Genomic DNA, 16,999 nt, shown 5'->3' on the forward strand with positions numbered 1-16,999 from the left:
AAAATTCAAAATTTCTAATCTAAAATTTTAATTATTATTGTTATTGTTGTTGTTTTTTCTAGGTCTTCTGTTGTCTCTGTCTCCTCCTCTGTTTCCTCTGTCTGACTGACCTCCTTTTTTCTGTTGTCCTACTAATGGGGAAAGTTCTCTTTTACCATAAACTTCACCTTTCATAATCCAAACTTTCACTCCTAGTCTACCGTACGTAGTGTGAGCTTCTGCCCAGTGGTAATCGATATCAGCTCTGAAAGTTGACAATGGAATTCTTCCTTCTTTGAAAGATTCTGATCTTGCCATTTCAGCTCCGTTCAATCTACCAGAAATTTGAACTTTGATACCTTCAGCACCCATTCTCATAGTACTTGCCATTGCCATTTTAACAGCTCTTCTGTAAGAAATTCTGTTTTCAATTTGCTTAGAAATACTATCAGCAACTAGTACAGCATCTAATTCAGGTCTTTTGATTTCGAAGATGTTGATTTGAATATCCTTACCTGTAAGTTTCTTCAATTCTTCTTTCAATTTATCAACTTCCTGACCTCCTTTCCCGATGATAAGTCCCGGTCTAGCAGTAGTGATTGTAACTGTTACTAATTTAAGTGTTCTTTCAATATAGATTTTTGAAATACCACCTTTAGATAATCTAGCCTCAAGGTATCTTCTGATTTTGTAGTCTTCAGCGATTCTGTCTCCATAATCGTTTCCACCAAACCAGTTAGAATCCCATCCTCTGATGATACCTAATCTATTACCAATTGGATTTGTCTTCTGTCCCATACCTTGATTAATTTTCTTTATTACCTAAGATTAATGTAACGTGGTTAGATCTCTTTCTGATTCTATACCCTCTACCTTGTGGAGCTGGTCTTAGTCTCTTCAATTGTCTTGCACTATCCACGAAGATTTCTTTAACGATAAGGTTTGCCTCTTCAATATCAGCACCTTCGTTTTTTGCCTGCCAGTTTGCCATAGCAGAAAGAAGTAATTTCTCTAACTTGTTAGATGCATCCTTCTTAGAATATTTTAGGATATAAAGAGCTTTATCTACCTGTTCTCCTCTAATGATATCAACTACTAATCTCATTTTTCTTGGAGAAGATGGGCAATTATTTAATGAAGCTTTTACAACGTCTTTGTTAGCTTCTTTTCTTGCGATTGAACTATCTTGTTTTCTTGATCCCATGATTATCTGCTTCCTTTGTTTTTGTTACCACCATGACCTCTGAAAGATCTTGTTGGAGAAAATTCGCCTAACTTGTGACCAACCATGTTTTCTGTAACATATACTGGGATAAAAGATTTCCCATTGTGTACAGCAATAGTTTGTCCTACGAAGTCCGGAGAGATCATCGATGCTCTAGACCAAGTTTTGATAACTGTCTTCTTACCAGACTCTATATTTGCCTGAACCTTCTTATCTAAAGTATGATGAATGAACGGTCCTTTCTTAAGTGATCTTGCCATAATTATTTTCTTTTAGATACGATGTAACGGTTAGACACTTTGTTTTTCTTTCTAGTTTTGTAACCTTTAGACGGCATACCGTTTCTAGATCTTGGGTGACCTCCTGAAGAACGTCCTTCACCACCACCCATTGGGTGATCTACTGGGTTCATTACAACCGCTCTTGTTCTTGGTCTTCTACCTAACCATCTGCTTCTACCAGCCTTACCTGATACAGTTAATTGGTGATCAGAGTTAGAAACTGATCCAATCATTGCATAACATTCAGTAAGGATCATTCTTGATTCTCCTGAAGGCAATTTGATGATTGCATATTTTCCGTCTCTAGACGTCAATTGAGCTGAAGAACCAGCACTTCTTGCTAAAATTGCACCTTGACCAGGCTTCATTTCAACACAAGAAATCACAGTACCTAAAGGAATGTTTTTCAACTTCATTGCGTTCCCTACATTTGGTTCTACGCTTTCACCAGAAATTACTTTCTGATCAACTTTGATACCGTTTGGAGCGATGATATATCTCTTCTCTCCGTCAGCATACTCAAGTAATGCGATAAATGCAGTTCTGTTTGGATCGTATTCTACAGATTTTACAGTTGCTTCAACGTTTGCTTTGTTTCTTTTGAAGTCAATAATTCTGTATTTCTTTTTGTGTCCACCTCCGGTGTAACGCATGGTCATTTTACCTGTTTGGTTACGTCCACCTGACTTTTTAATACCAACTGTTAGAGACTTCTCTGGTTTGTTGGTAGTAATTTCCTCAAAATTGTTTACAATTCTGAATCTCTGTCCCGGGGTGATAGGTTTTAATTTTCTAACAGACATTACTATTATTTATAATTAATAATTAATTTACAGCAAAAATATCGATAACCTCACCTTCAGCAAGTTTGATTACCGCTTTTTTCAATTTGTTTGTCTTTCCTACTTGAAGACCTTTTTTAGTGTACTTTGAAGAAACCTTCGGAGCATAAATCATTGTGTTAACGTCTGCTACTTTTACACCATAAGCTGCTTCTACAGCCTTTTTAATCTGGATTTTATTCGACTTAGGGTTAACTAAGAAAGAATAAGTACCTCTTAAATCTGTAAGGTAGTTAGCCTTTTCTGAAATAACTGGTTTAATAATAACTGACATGACTTATTTCTTTAAATTTTCCTGGAATTTTTCAACTGCACCTTCTAAGAAAATGATCTCACCAGCATTTACTAAATCGTAAGAACTAATTTCGTTGAAGTTCATTACTTTAGTTTTAGGTAAGTTTCTTGAAGATAAATACACATTCTTGTTAGCTTCAGGAAGAACGAATAAAGATTTCTTACCGTTAAGTTCCAATGCATTTAATACATTGATAAAATCTTTAGTCTTAGGAGCACCAAAGCTCAAATCTTCTAAAACTTTAATGCTGTTGTCTCTCATTTTCTGAGATAAAACAGATTTTTTAGCTAATCTCTTAAGAGCTTTGTTCAATTTGAATCTGTAGTCTCTTGGTTTTGGTCCGAATACTCTACCTCCACCTCTGAAAGTTGGAGATTTAATATCACCATATCTAGCAGATCCTGATCCTTTTTGCTTCTTAAGCTTTTTAGTAGAAGCAGTAATTTCGCTTCTTTCTTTTGCTTTATGAGTCCCTTGTCTTTGTGCAGCAAGGTACTGTTTAACTTCTAAGTAAACCGCGTGCTGATTTGGCTCAATTCCGAATACTGTTTCGTCTAGAGTTACTTTTCTTCCGGTCTCTTTTCCTGATGTATTTAATACTACTAGTTCCATTTTCTGATAATTACATAAGAATTTTTAGCTCCCGGAACAGCACCTTTTACTACTAAAAGATTTTGTTCTTGATCAACTTTTAACACTTGAAGGTTCTGAACAGTTACCTGCTTACCTCCCATTCTTCCAGCCATTCTCATCCCTTTGAATACTCTTGAAGGGTCTGAACCAGCACCGATAGAACCTGGAGCTCTAAGTCTGTTGTGCTGACCATGAGTTGCCTGCATTACACCTCCAAATCCGTGTCTTTTAACAACACCCTGGAAGCCTTTACCTTTTGAAGTTCCTGTTACGTCAACATATTCACCTTCTAGGAATAAATCAACTTTTACTTCTTCTCCTACTTTTACTTCATCAACGAATTCTCTGTAGAATTCTACTAATTTAGCTTTAGGAGCAGAACCAGCCTTTTTAAAATGGCCAGCTAACGCTTTACCAACGTTCTTCTCACTCTTGTCATCGAAACCTAACTGAACAGCTTTATAACCGTCTTTTTCTAAGGTTCTGACCTGTAAAACCGAGCATGGACCAGCTTGAATAACTGTACAAGGAATGTTTTTCCCTTCTTCGTTAAACAAAGATGTCATACCGATTTTTTTACCAATAATACCTGACATTGTTTATATTATAATAAAATTTATCCTTTATTTTTTTCCATTTTTCGGAAGTCTGAAGTGATTTCTACTTTTGATATAGGCACACTACGCTCCTAAAATGAGAGTGCAAATTTATGAATAATTTTGTAACTGACAAATATTTCAATTAAAATATTTTGATTTTTAATCATTTAGATCATTTTCAAAACCAAAATGGGTTTTATAAAAATGAATCCTTCATAAAAAGCACACTTTTTTCTTTGATTTCTAATTCTAACAATTCAAAGCCAACAGCTAATAACAAAAAAAATGCCATAACTATACGATAATGAAACATTTCGAAATTTCCAACAACAAAAACAACCTATACATTATAAAGAAATAAGAACATCTCTTTTTCTTTTTATAATAAAACCCAAACTATATCATTATAACAGCTTCTTTAAAAAAAATTAAAGCCTCATGACCACTCATGGGCTTTATATTTTTACATATTATGTGATAAATTAAGGAACTTACACAGAATTATTTCATAACATTGACTCCATTTTCTTCAAGTTTAACCTGATCCTCCACTGCAATCCCATCATCCGTAATCAGGTAATCCACCTGATCAAGTGACGCAATCTTACCAAAACCTTTCTTATTCAATTTTGATGAGTCTGCAAGAACCACTGTTTTATCAGCACATTCAATCATCACCTGATTGAGATGAGCTTCTGCAGCATTCGAGGTACTAATCCCAAATTCCAGATCAATTCCATCTACTCCCAAAAAAAGTTTATTGCAGGAAAACTGTTTAAGAATTCCTTCTGAAATGGATCCCACAATTGAAGTAGAACTCTTTCTCACCTCTCCTCCCAATTGAATGACATTAATATTAGGATTATTGCAAAGTTCAATAGCTACCCTCAAGGAAGAAGTCAAAACTGTAAGCGGTCCAAAATTCATCAGCATCCTGGCAAGATAATGCATCGTAGTACCCGACGCCAATATAATACAATCATTTTCCTGGATTAATGGAAGTGCCGCTCTGGCAATCGCCTGCTTTGCCTCTACGTTGATATTTTCTTTTTCTCCAACATTTTTTTCATAAGCATACCTTACCTGTTTACTCGCCCCGCCATGATTCCTAAACAGAAGCCCCAAACTTTCGAGATAGTTCAAATCTTTTCGTATCGTAACTGAAGAAACACTCAGTCTTTCGCACAAATCCTGAACAAGAACATGTCCTTTTTCATCCAGTTCTTTTAATATTTCATCATGCCTTGGTATTAGCTTCTCCATTTTATTCGTTTCCTCAAAATTACCGTTTTTTTTTAACATTTTAAAATTTCATTTATTTTCTTTTTGCTTTCATTTTTAATTTATATATTTGAAAACGAAACATAAACGAAACATTTATGAAACGAAACGAAGAACTCAGTAAATTAACCAATGTAAAAGAATGGGACTTTTTAGTCATAGGAGGAGGAGCCAGTGGTTTAGGTTCAGCATTAGATGCAGTAAGCAGAGGATTCAAGACATTATTACTTGAATCTCATGATTTTGCAAAAGCAACTTCCAGCAGAAGTACCAAATTGGTACATGGTGGAGTAAGATATTTAGCACAGGGAGATGTAGGTCTGGTGAAAGAAGCCTTAAAAGAAAGAGGTCTGTTAGCCAAAAATGCAGCGCATATTGTAAAGAATCAATCTTTCATTATTCCTAATTACACCTGGTGGGGCGGAATCTATTATAAAATAGGTCTATCGGTTTATGATTTCCTTGCCGGAAAATTAAGTTTGGGTAAAACAAAATACATCAGTAAGTCAAAAACTATTGAAAAGCTGCCTACTATTGAACAAAGCCATTTAGCAAGTGGTGTTGTTTACCAGGACGGACAGTTTGATGACGCGAGACTTGCTGTCAACTTAACCCAAACCATTATTGAAAAGGGAGGAAGCGCTGTTAATTATGTAAAGGTTATCAACCTTCTGAAAGATGACAGGGATAAGGTAATAGGTGTGGTTGCTGAAGATCAGTTCTCCAAACAACAATACCAGATCCACGCAAAAGTAGTCATCAATGCTACCGGTGTTTTCACCAATGACATTCTTAACATGAATAATCCTAAACATGGTAAACTTGTAGTACCAAGCCAGGGAATTCACCTGGTACTGGATAAATCATTCCTGAAAAGTGATGATGCGATCATGATCCCTAAAACTTCTGACGGAAGGGTTTTATTTGTAGTGCCTTGGCATGACAGAGCTTTGGTAGGAACTACGGATACTCTTTTGGAAAGCGAAAGCTTTGAACCTCGTGCTTTGGAAGAGGAAATCAGTTTCGTTCTAAATACAGCAAGACAATACCTATCTAAAAAACCAACCCGCGATGATGTAAAATCTGTTTTTGCCGGACTTCGCCCTCTTGCAGCTCCAAAAGATGGTAGTAAGAGCACAAAAGAAGTTTCCAGAAGCCACAAGGTTATTGCTTCCGACACAGGTTTGATCTCCATTATTGGCGGAAAGTGGACCACTTACCGTAAAATGGCTGAAGATACCATCGACAAGGCTATGCAGGTTCATAAACTGGGTAACACAACTTCCAAAACAGAAAATATGTCTATTCATGGTAATGTAAAACCTGAACAGGTAGACAGAACGAATCATCTGTATGTATATGGTTCCGATATTCCGGCCATAAAGGCATTACAGGAAAGCAATCCCCGTTTTTCACAGAAAATACATCCCGACCATCCGTTCACTGTTGCTGAAGTAGTATGGGCAGTAAGAAATGAAATGGCAGAAACTATTGAAGATGTCTTGGCCCGAAGAGCACGTTTATTATTTCTTGACGCAAGAGCAGCTATAGACAGCGCCCACAATGTATCAAGAATCATTGCTGAGGAAAAAGGGTATTCTGAAGAATGGGCTCTACATCAGGAAAATGAATTTATAGAATTGGCAAAAGGATATTTATTAACTCCTTACTCACCTAAAGTTATCAACCTTAATTAATCATAATATGAATGAAAAATTAATACTCGCTTTAGATCAGGGAACTACTTCCTCCAGAGCGATCCTATTTAACCATAGCGGAGAAATCAAATATGTATCTCAAAAAGACTTCAGACAGATATTCCCAACTCCAGGTTGGGTAGAACATGATCCAAATGAAATCTGGTCATCACAGATCTCTGTTGCTGCGGAAATTATAGCCAAAGCAGGTATTTCCGGTTTGGAAGTAGCCGCTATTGGGATTACCAATCAGCGTGAAACCACCATAGTTTGGGATAAAGAAACCGGAGAACCTATTTATAATGCCATTGTATGGCAGGACAGAAGAACCTCCAAATATTGTGATGAACTGAAAGAACAAGGTCACGCAGAAACCATTAAAGAAAAAACAGGTCTTGTATTAGATGCCTATTTTTCTGCTACCAAATTAAAATGGATCCTTGATAATGTGGATGGAGCAAGAGAAAAGGCAGAAGCAGGAAAATTATGTTTCGGAACTGTGGATACCTGGCTGGTATGGAAGCTTACCCGTGGAAAAATGTTTATCACCGATGTTTCGAATGCCAGCAGAACCATGCTATTGAATATTCATACCCTGGAATGGGATAATGATCTTTTGGAATTATTCAACATCCCAAGAGCCATTCTTCCTGAGGTAAAACAAAGCAGTGAAGTGTATGGTGAGACAGCCACCACTCTATTCTCTACTAAAATTCCGATTGCAGGAATTGCAGGAGATCAGCAGGCAGCTTTATTTGGTCAGATGTGTACCAATCCGGGAATGGTGAAAAATACTTATGGAACAGGGTGCTTTCTATTAATGAATACAGGAAAAGAAGCGGTTTCTTCAAAGAATAACCTTCTGACAACTGTTGCCTGGAAAATTAATGGAGAAGTTAACTATGCATTGGAAGGAAGTGTATTTGTAGGGGGTGCAGCGATTCAATGGCTGAGAGACGGTCTTAAACTTATTCATTCTTCTGACCAAGTGAATGATCTGGCAGCATCTGTTGAAGATAATGGTGGGGTTTATTTTGTCCCTGCCCTTACAGGTCTGGGTGCTCCTCACTGGGATCAGTATGCCCGTGGAACGATTGTAGGAATTACCCGTGGGACTACCGACGGACATATTGCAAGAGCCACTTTGGAAGGAATTGCATTCCAGGTATATGATATTGTAAAATCTATGGAAGCTGATTCCGGAAGAGCAAGTCTTGAGCTGAGAGTAGATGGCGGAGCTTCGGCAAGTAATCTACTGATGCAGATACAGTCTGACCTTTTCGGATTTAAAATTATAAGACCAAAAACACTGGAAACAACAGCATTGGGAGCGGCTTATTTAGCAGGTCTTGCTGTAGGATACTGGAAAAACATTGATGAGATCCAGGAACAATGGATTGTAGACAAAGATTTCCATCCTCAATTGGAAAAGGAAAAAGTAGATGCTATGGTTCATTCATGGAACAAAGCAGTATCCCGTGCTCAAAGCTGGATTGAAGATTAATTTCTGACCTTAAAAATACACATATGACTCCATTTATCGCAGAAGTGATCGGGACGATGCTTCTTATTTTATTAGGCAACGGCGTTGTAGCCAATGTTGTCTTGAAGGATACCAAAGGAAATAATTCCGGATGGATTGTGATTACCACAGCCTGGGCATTAGCCGTTTTTGTGGGAGTAACCGTTGCCGGGCCCGTAAGTGGTGCCCATCTGAATCCGGCTGTTACGATTGGTTTAGCTGCTGCAGGAAAGTTTCCCTGGGAACTGGTTCCGTCTTATATCGCGGCTCAGATGATTGGAGGAATGTTGGGAGCCTTTTTGGTTTGGCTGTTTCATAAGGATCACTTTGCCATTACAGAGGATGAAGGGGCAAAACTGGCTTGTTTCAGTACCGGTCCTGCAATCAGAAAAGTTTCGTCTAACCTTATCAGCGAAATTATCGGAACCTTTGTACTCGTATTTGTTATTTTCTACATTTCGGATCCGAGTATTAATTTACAGGCAGATCCTAATGCAAAAGTAGGCTTAGGTTCGGTAGGTGCTATTCCTGTCACGTTTCTGGTATGGGTAATCGGGCTTTCACTAGGTGGAACAACCGGATATGCTATTAATCCTGCGAGAGATCTTGCTCCAAGAATTATGCATGCTATTCTTCCGGTAAAAGGGAGCAGTGATTGGGGCTATGCCTGGATACCTGTCATAGGACCTATCAGCGGAGCTGTCATTGCGGCATTATTGTTCATGGCTTTAAAATAAAAACAAAAAAATACGAATGATGAAAATATTAAAAGGAATTTTCCTGCTTACTTTAGCAACAGGAAGATTATTTTCACAGGAAAGCAGTGAAGGTAAAGAAACCAAAGAGAACCGATTGGATTTCACCGCCAATATACAAAACAACCACTTATGGAGAGGTTTGATTATTACAGATAAGCCTGTAGTGATGGGAAATCTTTCTTATGCTTTGGATGCGGAAAAGAAATGGAAAGTTGGTATTTGGGGTGCTTCTGCTCTGGCCGATGATAAGGACAACACTCATTATAAGGAGATCAATTACTATGTTCAATATTCCAACGGACGTTTCTATATCGGATTATGGGATCTTTATAACTCCAGAAATATCAATACAGCTAATGCTGCAGATGATATCTTCAGCTACTCACAAAGAAGAACAGCTCATATCATTGATTTAAGAACCAACTATACTTTCGGTCCTTCATTTCCTATCAATATTGAAGCAGACATTATGCTGTATGGAGGTGCCAATGCGGGAGAAGTAATACTGGAACCTGATGGAAGCTACAAAAAGAACAGATATTCTACCTATGTTCAGGCAAGTTACCCTGTAATCAGCGGACAAAAAGTGAATCTGGATGCTTTTGTAGGAGCAGGATTTTCATTGAATGGCAACACCTTTTTATATGGCAATGGGAAAAATAACTTCGATATTGTCAATGTAGGAGTAAAAGCAGGAAAAGTTCTTAAAATTACTGAGCATTACAGTCTTCCGGTTTCAATGATGGCCATGTGGAATCCTTCTAATAAATATGCAAGAATTCAGCTGGCTGCGACCGTTTTTTAATGTAAATATTCAACTAGATTATATAGAGACCACTCCTTTTGGGGTGGTTTTTTGTTAGATGGAAGGAGAAACCACCCCGGCAAAAATTCAAAGAATTTTTGCCACCCCTTATACTGGAGGGGAATGGTTATACGAATGAGAGGTAAAGAAGAAAGGAGGCTGGAGAATACTAATGATAATCGCTTTCTCAATTACCGGGATTTTACGGTTTACAGATTCGGCAGATATTTTTTACATTTGAAGAAAAATAATATGAAAAAGATTTTCAGTTTAGTAATCTTATGCATTAGCATGTTCACTCTGGCACAGGTAAAGGTTCCTTTTACCGGACACAGAAGCTTTGATATTCTGGAAGGATATAGCGGTACCGGTACTCCTCACTATTATTTAGATGTGAAAAAGAACGGTGATGTACTCTTTGGGTACGTTCAGGTAAATCAGGCTAACGGAAAGGAAACTACAGAAGAAGTAAACGCTGGAAAATATGCAGCTAACAAAGTAATGAAGGTACAATTCAAGGAATACAATGAAACCTTCTTTGTGAAATTTGATAAAGATAAAATCTACCTTACGGATGAAAAAGGTAATATTCAAAATCTTGAAGGTTGTTGCTCCGCCAGAGAAAGTATAGATAAAGAGACTTGTACTTGTGAAAGTGAATTCTATAAGTAACAAGGTTAAACACAGCCACTCCTTTGGGGTGGTTTTTGTTTGTTGTGAGGGAAAATTTTTTAAATTTTTGACACCCTTCCGATGGAGGGGAATGATTATACTAATTGTTTGCTTTGTCAGCATGAAACGTTTGAAATTATGGAATTTGTCAGGAATAAAAAATCCCGGGATTTCGCGATGAATAGTTTGTATAAATATCTTTACTTTTGAAAAATCAATTACGCACACCAAAGTATGAAAATACTAAACATTTTATGGGTTTTACTTTTCATTGTTTCATGCAGTCAAAAAGAGAACCATCCTTACACATTTTATTACTGGAAAACAAATCTGAAGCTGGATCAGGAAGAGAAGAAAGTTTTGGATCAGGCCTCTGTTCCTTATGTATACACAAGATTTTTTGATGTTGATAAAGCAGGAGGAAAGTTCCAGCCTGTTGCTGTTATTACTAAAGACCAAAGTTTTCAGACGGATAAGCAAATTGTACCTACTATTTTTATCACCAATCAAACTTTGCTGGGAATTTCTCAGGAGGAAGTCAGGTTCCTTGCAGAGAGTATTCATCATTTGATTCAGAAAAAAGCTGAAGAATATCATTTAAACATCAACAATGAAATTCAGATCGACTGTGACTGGACTGCCGGTACACGGGATGATTATTTTAAATTTTTAAAAGAACTTAAACGTATTTCCGGAAAGGAGGTTACCTGCACCCTTCGACTCCATCAGGTAAAAGATAAAAAACAAACCGGAATTCCGCCGGTAAATAAGGTTTATCTAATGTGTTACTCTACTTCTTCCCCATTGGAAAAGTCAGATAAAAATTCAATTCTGGATGTGAATGTCCTGAAAAGCTATCTTTCAAAAATGGAGGACTATCCTATTAAGAAAGTTGAAGTAGCCCTTCCTATTTATTCATGGGGAATCATTACGAATCATCTGGGCAAGCATAAACTTATTAATGCGTTGTCTAAAAAAGATCTCAACAACCCTAATTTTAAAAAGATCTCTGACCATGAAGCTGAAGTATTGAAAGATGGCTTCTACTTTGGGAGTTACCTGAATAAAGGTTTCAAAATAAAAGTGGAAGAAATATCGGAGGAACAATTAACTGATGTGATTCTTTTTCTTCAGAAAAAAATACAGCAGTTTAATATAATTTATTATCAATTAGATAGTAAATTTGTGCTAGATCGAAAATTTTAAATCTACTATAGATTAGGACAGAGAATAGACATTCAGCAACTTGTGTTATTTTCTGCCAGCACTTTGATTACAAAATAACTCTATAAAAACTAAAAAAACACCACACAAACCCTATGAAAAAGTATATTCTTTCACTTGCGGTTGTATCTCTTTTCTATACAAATTCCAACGCCTGTGCGTGGTCGGATCCGGATTATGAATACTTCAATCTTTTTACACAGAGCATTATTAAGGATAAGTCTTACCTTCCTTTCCTTCATACCTATTCCTCAAGATTCTTTGGTGAGTATAATCCGTCCATGATTCCTGATGATAATATTGAAACATGGAAAAAGTATTTTAACAATCAGCTTAATTATGCCGAAACTCAGAATCTGGTATATAAATTAAGCATGAATGATCTTAATGCTCTTAAAAGCGGAGCTCCTGCCAACCCACTTTTACAGAAACTGGGAACAGGATTTTACCAGAAATATAAGGAAGGAATTGATTATTTAATTGAGGCTAAATATCTGGAGCCTTACATGAGCATCAATTATATTGAAAGTGAGAACTCGTTTTACTATAGCAGGGATGACAGCAGAAAGAATGCCACCTCTCTTGATTATAATAAAACAATTTCTGCTCTGACTTCTTTGTATAATGCAGCCAGAAATCCTGAGATCAAACAACGGTACGGATATCAATTGGTTCGTTTAAATCACTATACCAGAAACTATGACTCTGCTCTACAGGCTTTCAAAAGTTATATTGAGCCTATCAAATTAAAGGGTACAGTCTATTATATGGCATTAGATCAGCTTGCAGGCGCTCAAAGAGGATTGGAAATGAATGGTGATGCCAACTGGAATTTCTTTCAGGTATTTATGAACAGTAAAGACCGTAAGGAATCTGCGTTCATTTCTATGAAGCTTTCGGATACGGCCTCTTTCAGCAATATTATGAAAAGAGCTAATACGAATGAGGAAAAGAACATGGCTTACTTCCTTCTAGGATACGAAGATTTCAACAATCCAATTCCTATTATGGAAAAGATGTTTGACATTAATCCGGATTCTGAAATCTTAAAGGTAATGGCGGTAAGAAGCATCAATGAACTGGAAAGAAGCTACCTTCCGACCTATTATTATACTTCGGATGCGTATGGCAGAATATCTGTTTACAGAGGAAATACTGAAAACCATAATTCAAACGATCCAACTACAGATAAAGTAACAACCAAAGAGGTAAAAGAGGTAAAAGAAGAAAAAGTGTCCTTCTGGCAGAAAATCGTAAGGTTCTTCAAAAATCTTTTCGGAGGTTCTAAAACTGATGCTACCGGAAATGGAAGTAAAACTGACCAGAGCGATGATGAATTACTGAACAACCCGAACAGAATTCCTTTCTATACAACCGGATATAGCGGATATGATGATAATACTAAAGATTATCTTAATGATCTTGAAAAGTTCACTTCGAAAACGAAAGAAAAATCTAAAGATGAATATTGGCAGATTGCTGATGCCTACCTTAAGTTTTTAAAGAAAGACTATAAAGAAAGTACTGAAATCCTGAATGATATCAAGACAACCAATCCTGAATATATTGAGGAAATAAAAAGGATGAAAGTTCTGAATGATATTGTTTCCCAACCGAAAGTTGATGCGGCTTTTGAAGATCATCTGATGAAGGATTATGCTGAATATTTTGTAGAAAAAGAAGTAAAAAAAGACACCGCTAATGTCAATAGTGATTATTATGGAACGGTACCTTCTACAGCTGATTTTTTAAAGGATGTGATGGCCAACCGTTATTTCCTTCAGGGAGAAGATGGCAAATCATTCCTGATGAACAATAAACTTTCCGATCTTCAGTACAACCCGAACTCCAGCCTGGTAAAAAGTGTGGAAGATTTCTATAGAAAACCTAACAAAACCCAATTTGAGCAACAGATCATCGCTAAAAATATGGATAGTGTAGGAAATATTGAAGCATTCTTCAACACAATCTATGGTGACAGAGCCATGAGACTTGCTGATTTTGAAAAGGCTAAATCATATTATGAAAAAGCTCAGAAATTTGGCGGAGTCCCAAGGGAAAATTATGACTGGACAGAGAAAGACGGCCAAACCATAACGCAAAAACAGTATACTCCTACTGAATACAATGGCTTTAATAATATTCCAGGTCTTGTTTTTGGACACAATGTTTGGGAAAGCTATCAAAGCAACGATGCGGAATCCATGAAATCGGAAGGCTATACTGATTTCTCTTTTATCAAAAACAATATGAATAAACTGGAATTAACCGATGCGCTGATCCAGCTTAAGAAAATAGGGAATGGTAAAGATGAAAAGGCAGCAAGAGCAAATCAACTTATTGGAAACCTACTCTACAATACTTCCATTTTAGGATATTACCGACACTTATTTGTGATGGATATTGATAACAGCAACGGTGGAAAATATTATTTCTGGAATAATGACAAGGGCAATCCTTACAAATATTACTATAAGAACTTCCTTGATACTTCTTATATTGAACCTGATAATTTTGATCTGGCAATCAACTATTACCAAAAGGCTCTAACCCTTTCCAACAATAAAGAGGAGAAGGCAAGAATTCTCTTCCAGATGGCAAGTGCCGAACAGGGTAAATATTATCAGTATGAGGCAAAAGCTCCAAAAGATTTTGATTATTCTGACCCTAAATGGTCTGAAAAAGAAGACACCCGTCAAAAGGAAATGGACAATATTAAGAATCAAAAATACAGAACGTATTTTGCCCAGCTTAAGACACAGTACTCAGATACTGAGACCACCAAAAGTCTGATGGGAAGCTGCAGTTATTTCAGCTATTTCATGAGATAAAATCATTTATAAAAAAACCTCTGAATCATCAGAGGTTTTTTATTTTATTATATTATTTTTTGACAAACTTGGTTTTAGTATTTATATCCTTACCATTAATTGTAATGAAATAAACTCCTTTTACCAAGGTGCTCACATTAATGCTCCCCTCACCTATTGTTCCTTTTGAGATTAATTGTCCAGGAGTATTAAAGATCTCGTAAGTAGCGCCTGGAGAAACGTTCATTACATTCAATATATCTTCAACAGGGTTTGGATAAATATGAACAGTTTTAACATTCTTTCCTGTTTCAGAAACGGCTAATGTAGCTAATACAGTAGCCTTCTTCACTGCGTAAAATACATTTCCAATAGCAGATACTCTCACATGAATTTCCTTTCCTGCTAAAGAAGCAGGGACGAAAACGCTTGCTGAACCATTATTTGGGACTGATGCCGCCAGGTCATTCCATGTTGCACCGTTATCTTCTGTATAATCAATCTTAACATTGGCAACATTGTATGGAGAAGCTGTGGTTCCGGATACCGTCCAGGTAATGGTAGAATTAGTATTAGGGGTAAGAGAGGCTGTGTTTACTGTAAACGCAGCAGCAGATCCTACAACAACAATTTGATTTGCAGAGGCAGATTGCGCCTGCCCTCCGGGTTTATTGTCTCTTACCGTTACACGGAAATTGGTAGTTCTTGCTATTGTGCTTGCTGCTTCAAAATCAGCAGTTTTTTTTACTGCTCCACCCAGCACTGTTTCAAGCTTAGGAAAGTATCTTGTAGGACTTGATGCTGGTGGCCAAGATCTAAAACTGGCCCCTGAAGTTGTATTTCCGATATTTGTTTTTGTCACTCCATTAAGCAGTTTACTTGGATTTATCTGCTCCCAGCAATATGTTAAAGCATCTCCATCAGGATCTGTTGCAGATGCAGTTAATACAAACGCAGTAGATTTTGGAATGGTATAGGTTGTATTCATTGCAGTTACAACAGGAGGATTATTAACAATCGGTGTTTCTACATCAGCAGTTACTGTTACAAGGTTTGTCTGCACCTGATCAATACTCACACTATGAAAATAAACATCAGAATGCCTTTGAACATCTGTACTTGGGCCGGTAATTCCGGCATATCCCATAATTGTAGATCCTGAGCCTGGCTCAACTTCCTGATTCAAAAAGTTTTCATTGAAACTATATGTATGGGAATCTCCCAACTGGTGTCCCAGCTCATGAGCTACAAAGTCAATATCAAAAGCGTCTCCACTTGGTGGTAATTGAGCTGTACTGTTTTGGTTCCATGTACCACTAGCATAAAAATCAATTCCAGGAGAAGTATATCCGCTCCCTTTATAATTACCTGGAGAAGGAGAGTTTCCACAATCAGGATCATTATCTGTAGATATATCATTACTTCCTATACAACCAATACATCCGGCACTCCCGCCACCGCCTGTAGCACCAAATAAATGTCCGATATCAAAATCTTCATCCGTAACACCATAAGCTCCTCCATGCAATGTATTCATCAGCTCATAATTCCACTTACACATAAGATTGGAAGTACTGTAAGGGTCATTAGCAGCATCCAAAAATATAAGACCTGGGGCATTAATTGCATTGACATGTACATTAAATTCTCTTTCAAACACCCCATTTACTCTTGACAAAGTAGCATTGATTTGTGTAAGAGCACCTGCTACTCCTCCAAAGAAGGTCGTATATTCTCCTGTCACAGACATTGCCAGTCTAAGGGTATGAAAAGTTTTGTTATTTGATTTTGCTGCCGTTCCGGAATTTATCAGCTTCTTTATTCTGGCAACAGCTTCTTTATCCTCTTTGGTATTACATACAAATGCATGACCGCTCTTATTTGTTTTTCCGTGTACAGAGTAATAAGATTTGTCGGCAGTTGCCGGCTCTATAAATTCATATTTACCATCAGCACCAATAATCATAGATTGAAAATCATTGGGAGCGATACTGAATCTGATGTATTTGGAAGGATCATCAGTTCCGATCCCAACATACGACCCCAGCTGATATTTATTCGCTAAAGTCTCATCCATTACTGGAAAACTGTTTACTGTAAATTTTTCAATTTTTCCGTCAAGAGTAGGAATACTGATCGTAATAGGAGCGCCCTCGCCTATTTTAGGAGCTCTCAGAAGTTGAGTTCTGAGCTGATCTATATCGAGTTTATAGTAAACCGAATGATCACTTTTCTTTGTGATTTTTTGTTCTGGAAGCCCTCTGCTCCATTGCGCATTTGCTGATATTGTTAAAAATAATACCGGCAAACAAAATAATTTTGCTTTCATATATAATATTTGTAGAACAAATTTAAATATTTGTTAAAAAAAACACT

General features: G+C 37.0%; 16 protein-coding genes. 7 read left to right on the forward strand and 9 right to left on the reverse strand.

The features are described 5' to 3' along the window. Positions 1 to 27 precede the first annotated feature (27 nt). From rpsC to WH267_RS04425, 8 genes are all read right to left on the reverse strand, one after another. On the reverse strand, positions 28 to 777 hold the full coding sequence (gene rpsC / locus WH267_RS04390) for a 30S ribosomal protein S3 (protein ID WP_034694675.1): 750 nt from the start codon (positions 775 to 777) through the stop codon (positions 28 to 30). Between the two features lie 7 nt (positions 778 to 784). Further along, positions 785 to 1,183: a 50S ribosomal protein L22 gene (gene rplV / locus WH267_RS04395; protein WP_045491150.1), complete on the reverse strand. Its 399-nt coding sequence runs from the start codon at positions 1,181 to 1,183 to the stop codon at positions 785 to 787. Positions 1,184 to 1,185: 2 nt separating this feature from the next. Beyond that, the gene (gene rpsS / locus WH267_RS04400) at positions 1,186 to 1,464 is read right to left on the reverse strand and encodes a 30S ribosomal protein S19 (protein ID WP_002983209.1); all 279 of its coding nucleotides are present in this window, start codon (positions 1,462 to 1,464) and stop codon (positions 1,186 to 1,188) included. Between the two features lie 2 nt (positions 1,465 to 1,466). Continuing rightward, positions 1,467 to 2,288 (reverse strand): 50S ribosomal protein L2, encoded by an 822-nt coding sequence (gene rplB, locus WH267_RS04405; protein ID WP_123909155.1) that lies wholly within the window; start codon positions 2,286 to 2,288, stop codon positions 1,467 to 1,469. Positions 2,289 to 2,310: 22 nt separating this feature from the next. Continuing rightward, positions 2,311 to 2,601 (reverse strand): 50S ribosomal protein L23, encoded by a 291-nt coding sequence (gene rplW / locus WH267_RS04410; protein WP_105683333.1) that lies wholly within the window; start codon positions 2,599 to 2,601, stop codon positions 2,311 to 2,313. Positions 2,602 to 2,604: 3 nt separating this feature from the next. Continuing rightward, entirely contained in the window at positions 2,605 to 3,234 is a 630-nt protein-coding gene (rplD, locus tag WH267_RS04415) for a 50S ribosomal protein L4 (protein ID WP_047096820.1), read from the reverse strand. Continuing rightward, the gene (gene rplC, locus WH267_RS04420; RefSeq protein WP_115973408.1) at positions 3,225 to 3,851 is read right to left on the reverse strand and encodes a 50S ribosomal protein L3; all 627 of its coding nucleotides are present in this window, start codon (positions 3,849 to 3,851) and stop codon (positions 3,225 to 3,227) included. The genes rplD and rplC overlap by 10 nt, the downstream gene beginning before the upstream one ends. A 504-nt stretch (positions 3,852 to 4,355) precedes the next feature. Beyond that, entirely contained in the window at positions 4,356 to 5,117 is a 762-nt protein-coding gene (locus WH267_RS04425; protein ID WP_340006042.1) for a DeoR/GlpR family DNA-binding transcription regulator, read from the reverse strand. Between the two features lie 116 nt (positions 5,118 to 5,233). Between WH267_RS04425 and WH267_RS04430 the strand changes: the two genes are divergently transcribed. The 7 genes from WH267_RS04430 (at position 5,234) to WH267_RS04460 (ending at position 14,644) form a co-directional block, all read left to right on the forward strand. Further along, entirely contained in the window at positions 5,234 to 6,832 is a 1,599-nt protein-coding gene (locus tag WH267_RS04430; protein ID WP_340006044.1) for a glycerol-3-phosphate dehydrogenase/oxidase, read from the forward strand. 7 nt (positions 6,833 to 6,839) lie between these two features. Next, complete coding sequence (gene glpK / locus WH267_RS04435; protein ID WP_115973406.1) at positions 6,840 to 8,336, forward strand: glycerol kinase GlpK; 1,497 nt, start codon at positions 6,840 to 6,842, stop codon at positions 8,334 to 8,336. A 23-nt stretch (positions 8,337 to 8,359) separates the two neighbouring features. Then, positions 8,360 to 9,091: an MIP/aquaporin family protein gene (locus WH267_RS04440; RefSeq protein WP_340006047.1), complete on the forward strand. Its 732-nt coding sequence runs from the start codon at positions 8,360 to 8,362 to the stop codon at positions 9,089 to 9,091. 16 nt (positions 9,092 to 9,107) lie between these two features. Next, complete coding sequence (locus WH267_RS04445; RefSeq protein ID WP_228438941.1) at positions 9,108 to 9,917, forward strand: hypothetical protein; 810 nt, start codon at positions 9,108 to 9,110, stop codon at positions 9,915 to 9,917. Positions 9,918 to 10,169: 252 nt separating this feature from the next. Then, on the forward strand, positions 10,170 to 10,589 hold the full coding sequence (locus tag WH267_RS04450; protein WP_340006051.1) for a hypothetical protein: 420 nt from the start codon (positions 10,170 to 10,172) through the stop codon (positions 10,587 to 10,589). A gap of 234 nt (positions 10,590 to 10,823) precedes the next feature. Further along, on the forward strand, positions 10,824 to 11,795 hold the full coding sequence (locus WH267_RS04455; RefSeq protein WP_340006053.1) for a hypothetical protein: 972 nt from the start codon (positions 10,824 to 10,826) through the stop codon (positions 11,793 to 11,795). A 113-nt stretch (positions 11,796 to 11,908) separates the two neighbouring features. Then, positions 11,909 to 14,644 carry a hypothetical protein gene (locus WH267_RS04460; protein ID WP_340006055.1) on the forward strand — a complete coding sequence of 912 codons (2,736 nt, stop codon included), beginning with the start codon at positions 11,909 to 11,911 and terminating at the stop codon, positions 14,642 to 14,644. Positions 14,645 to 14,696: 52 nt separating this feature from the next. Here WH267_RS04460 and WH267_RS04465 read toward each other — a convergent pair whose 3' ends face one another. Then, complete coding sequence (locus WH267_RS04465; RefSeq protein WP_340006057.1) at positions 14,697 to 16,952, reverse strand: zinc-dependent metalloprotease; 2,256 nt, start codon at positions 16,950 to 16,952, stop codon at positions 14,697 to 14,699. Positions 16,953 to 16,999: the final 47 nt, after the last annotated feature.

Source organism: Chryseobacterium sp. MYb328, from assembly GCF_037572595.1.
In the GTDB taxonomy this organism is placed as follows: domain Bacteria; phylum Bacteroidota; class Bacteroidia; order Flavobacteriales; family Weeksellaceae; genus Chryseobacterium; species Chryseobacterium pennae.

What these genes read in the sequence shown, in the direction of transcription:
- rpsC (WP_034694675.1), bottom strand. Translation starts at nt 777, where the DNA reads ATGGGACAGAAGACAAATCCAATTGGTAATAGATTAGGTATCATCAGA.
- rplV (WP_045491150.1), bottom strand. Translation starts at nt 1,183, where the DNA reads ATGGGATCAAGAAAACAAGATAGTTCAATCGCAAGAAAAGAAGCTAAC.
- rpsS (WP_002983209.1), bottom strand. Translation starts at nt 1,464, where the DNA reads ATGGCAAGATCACTTAAGAAAGGACCGTTCATTCATCATACTTTAGAT.
- rplB (WP_123909155.1), bottom strand. Translation starts at nt 2,288, where the DNA reads ATGTCTGTTAGAAAATTAAAACCTATCACCCCGGGACAGAGATTCAGA.
- rplW (WP_105683333.1), bottom strand. Translation starts at nt 2,601, where the DNA reads ATGTCAGTTATTATTAAACCAGTTATTTCAGAAAAGGCTAACTACCTT.
- rplD (WP_047096820.1), bottom strand. Translation starts at nt 3,234, where the DNA reads ATGGAACTAGTAGTATTAAATACATCAGGAAAAGAGACCGGAAGAAAA.
- rplC (WP_115973408.1), bottom strand. Translation starts at nt 3,851, where the DNA reads ATGTCAGGTATTATTGGTAAAAAAATCGGTATGACATCTTTGTTTAAC.
- WH267_RS04425 (WP_340006042.1), bottom strand. Translation starts at nt 5,117, where the DNA reads ATGGAGAAGCTAATACCAAGGCATGATGAAATATTAAAAGAACTGGAT.
- WH267_RS04430 (WP_340006044.1), top strand. Translation starts at nt 5,234, where the DNA reads ATGAAACGAAACGAAGAACTCAGTAAATTAACCAATGTAAAAGAATGG.
- glpK (WP_115973406.1), top strand. Translation starts at nt 6,840, where the DNA reads ATGAATGAAAAATTAATACTCGCTTTAGATCAGGGAACTACTTCCTCC.
- WH267_RS04440 (WP_340006047.1), top strand. Translation starts at nt 8,360, where the DNA reads ATGACTCCATTTATCGCAGAAGTGATCGGGACGATGCTTCTTATTTTA.
- WH267_RS04445 (WP_228438941.1), top strand. Translation starts at nt 9,108, where the DNA reads ATGATGAAAATATTAAAAGGAATTTTCCTGCTTACTTTAGCAACAGGA.
- WH267_RS04450 (WP_340006051.1), top strand. Translation starts at nt 10,170, where the DNA reads ATGAAAAAGATTTTCAGTTTAGTAATCTTATGCATTAGCATGTTCACT.
- WH267_RS04455 (WP_340006053.1), top strand. Translation starts at nt 10,824, where the DNA reads ATGAAAATACTAAACATTTTATGGGTTTTACTTTTCATTGTTTCATGC.
- WH267_RS04460 (WP_340006055.1), top strand. Translation starts at nt 11,909, where the DNA reads ATGAAAAAGTATATTCTTTCACTTGCGGTTGTATCTCTTTTCTATACA.
- WH267_RS04465 (WP_340006057.1), bottom strand. Translation starts at nt 16,952, where the DNA reads ATGAAAGCAAAATTATTTTGTTTGCCGGTATTATTTTTAACAATATCA.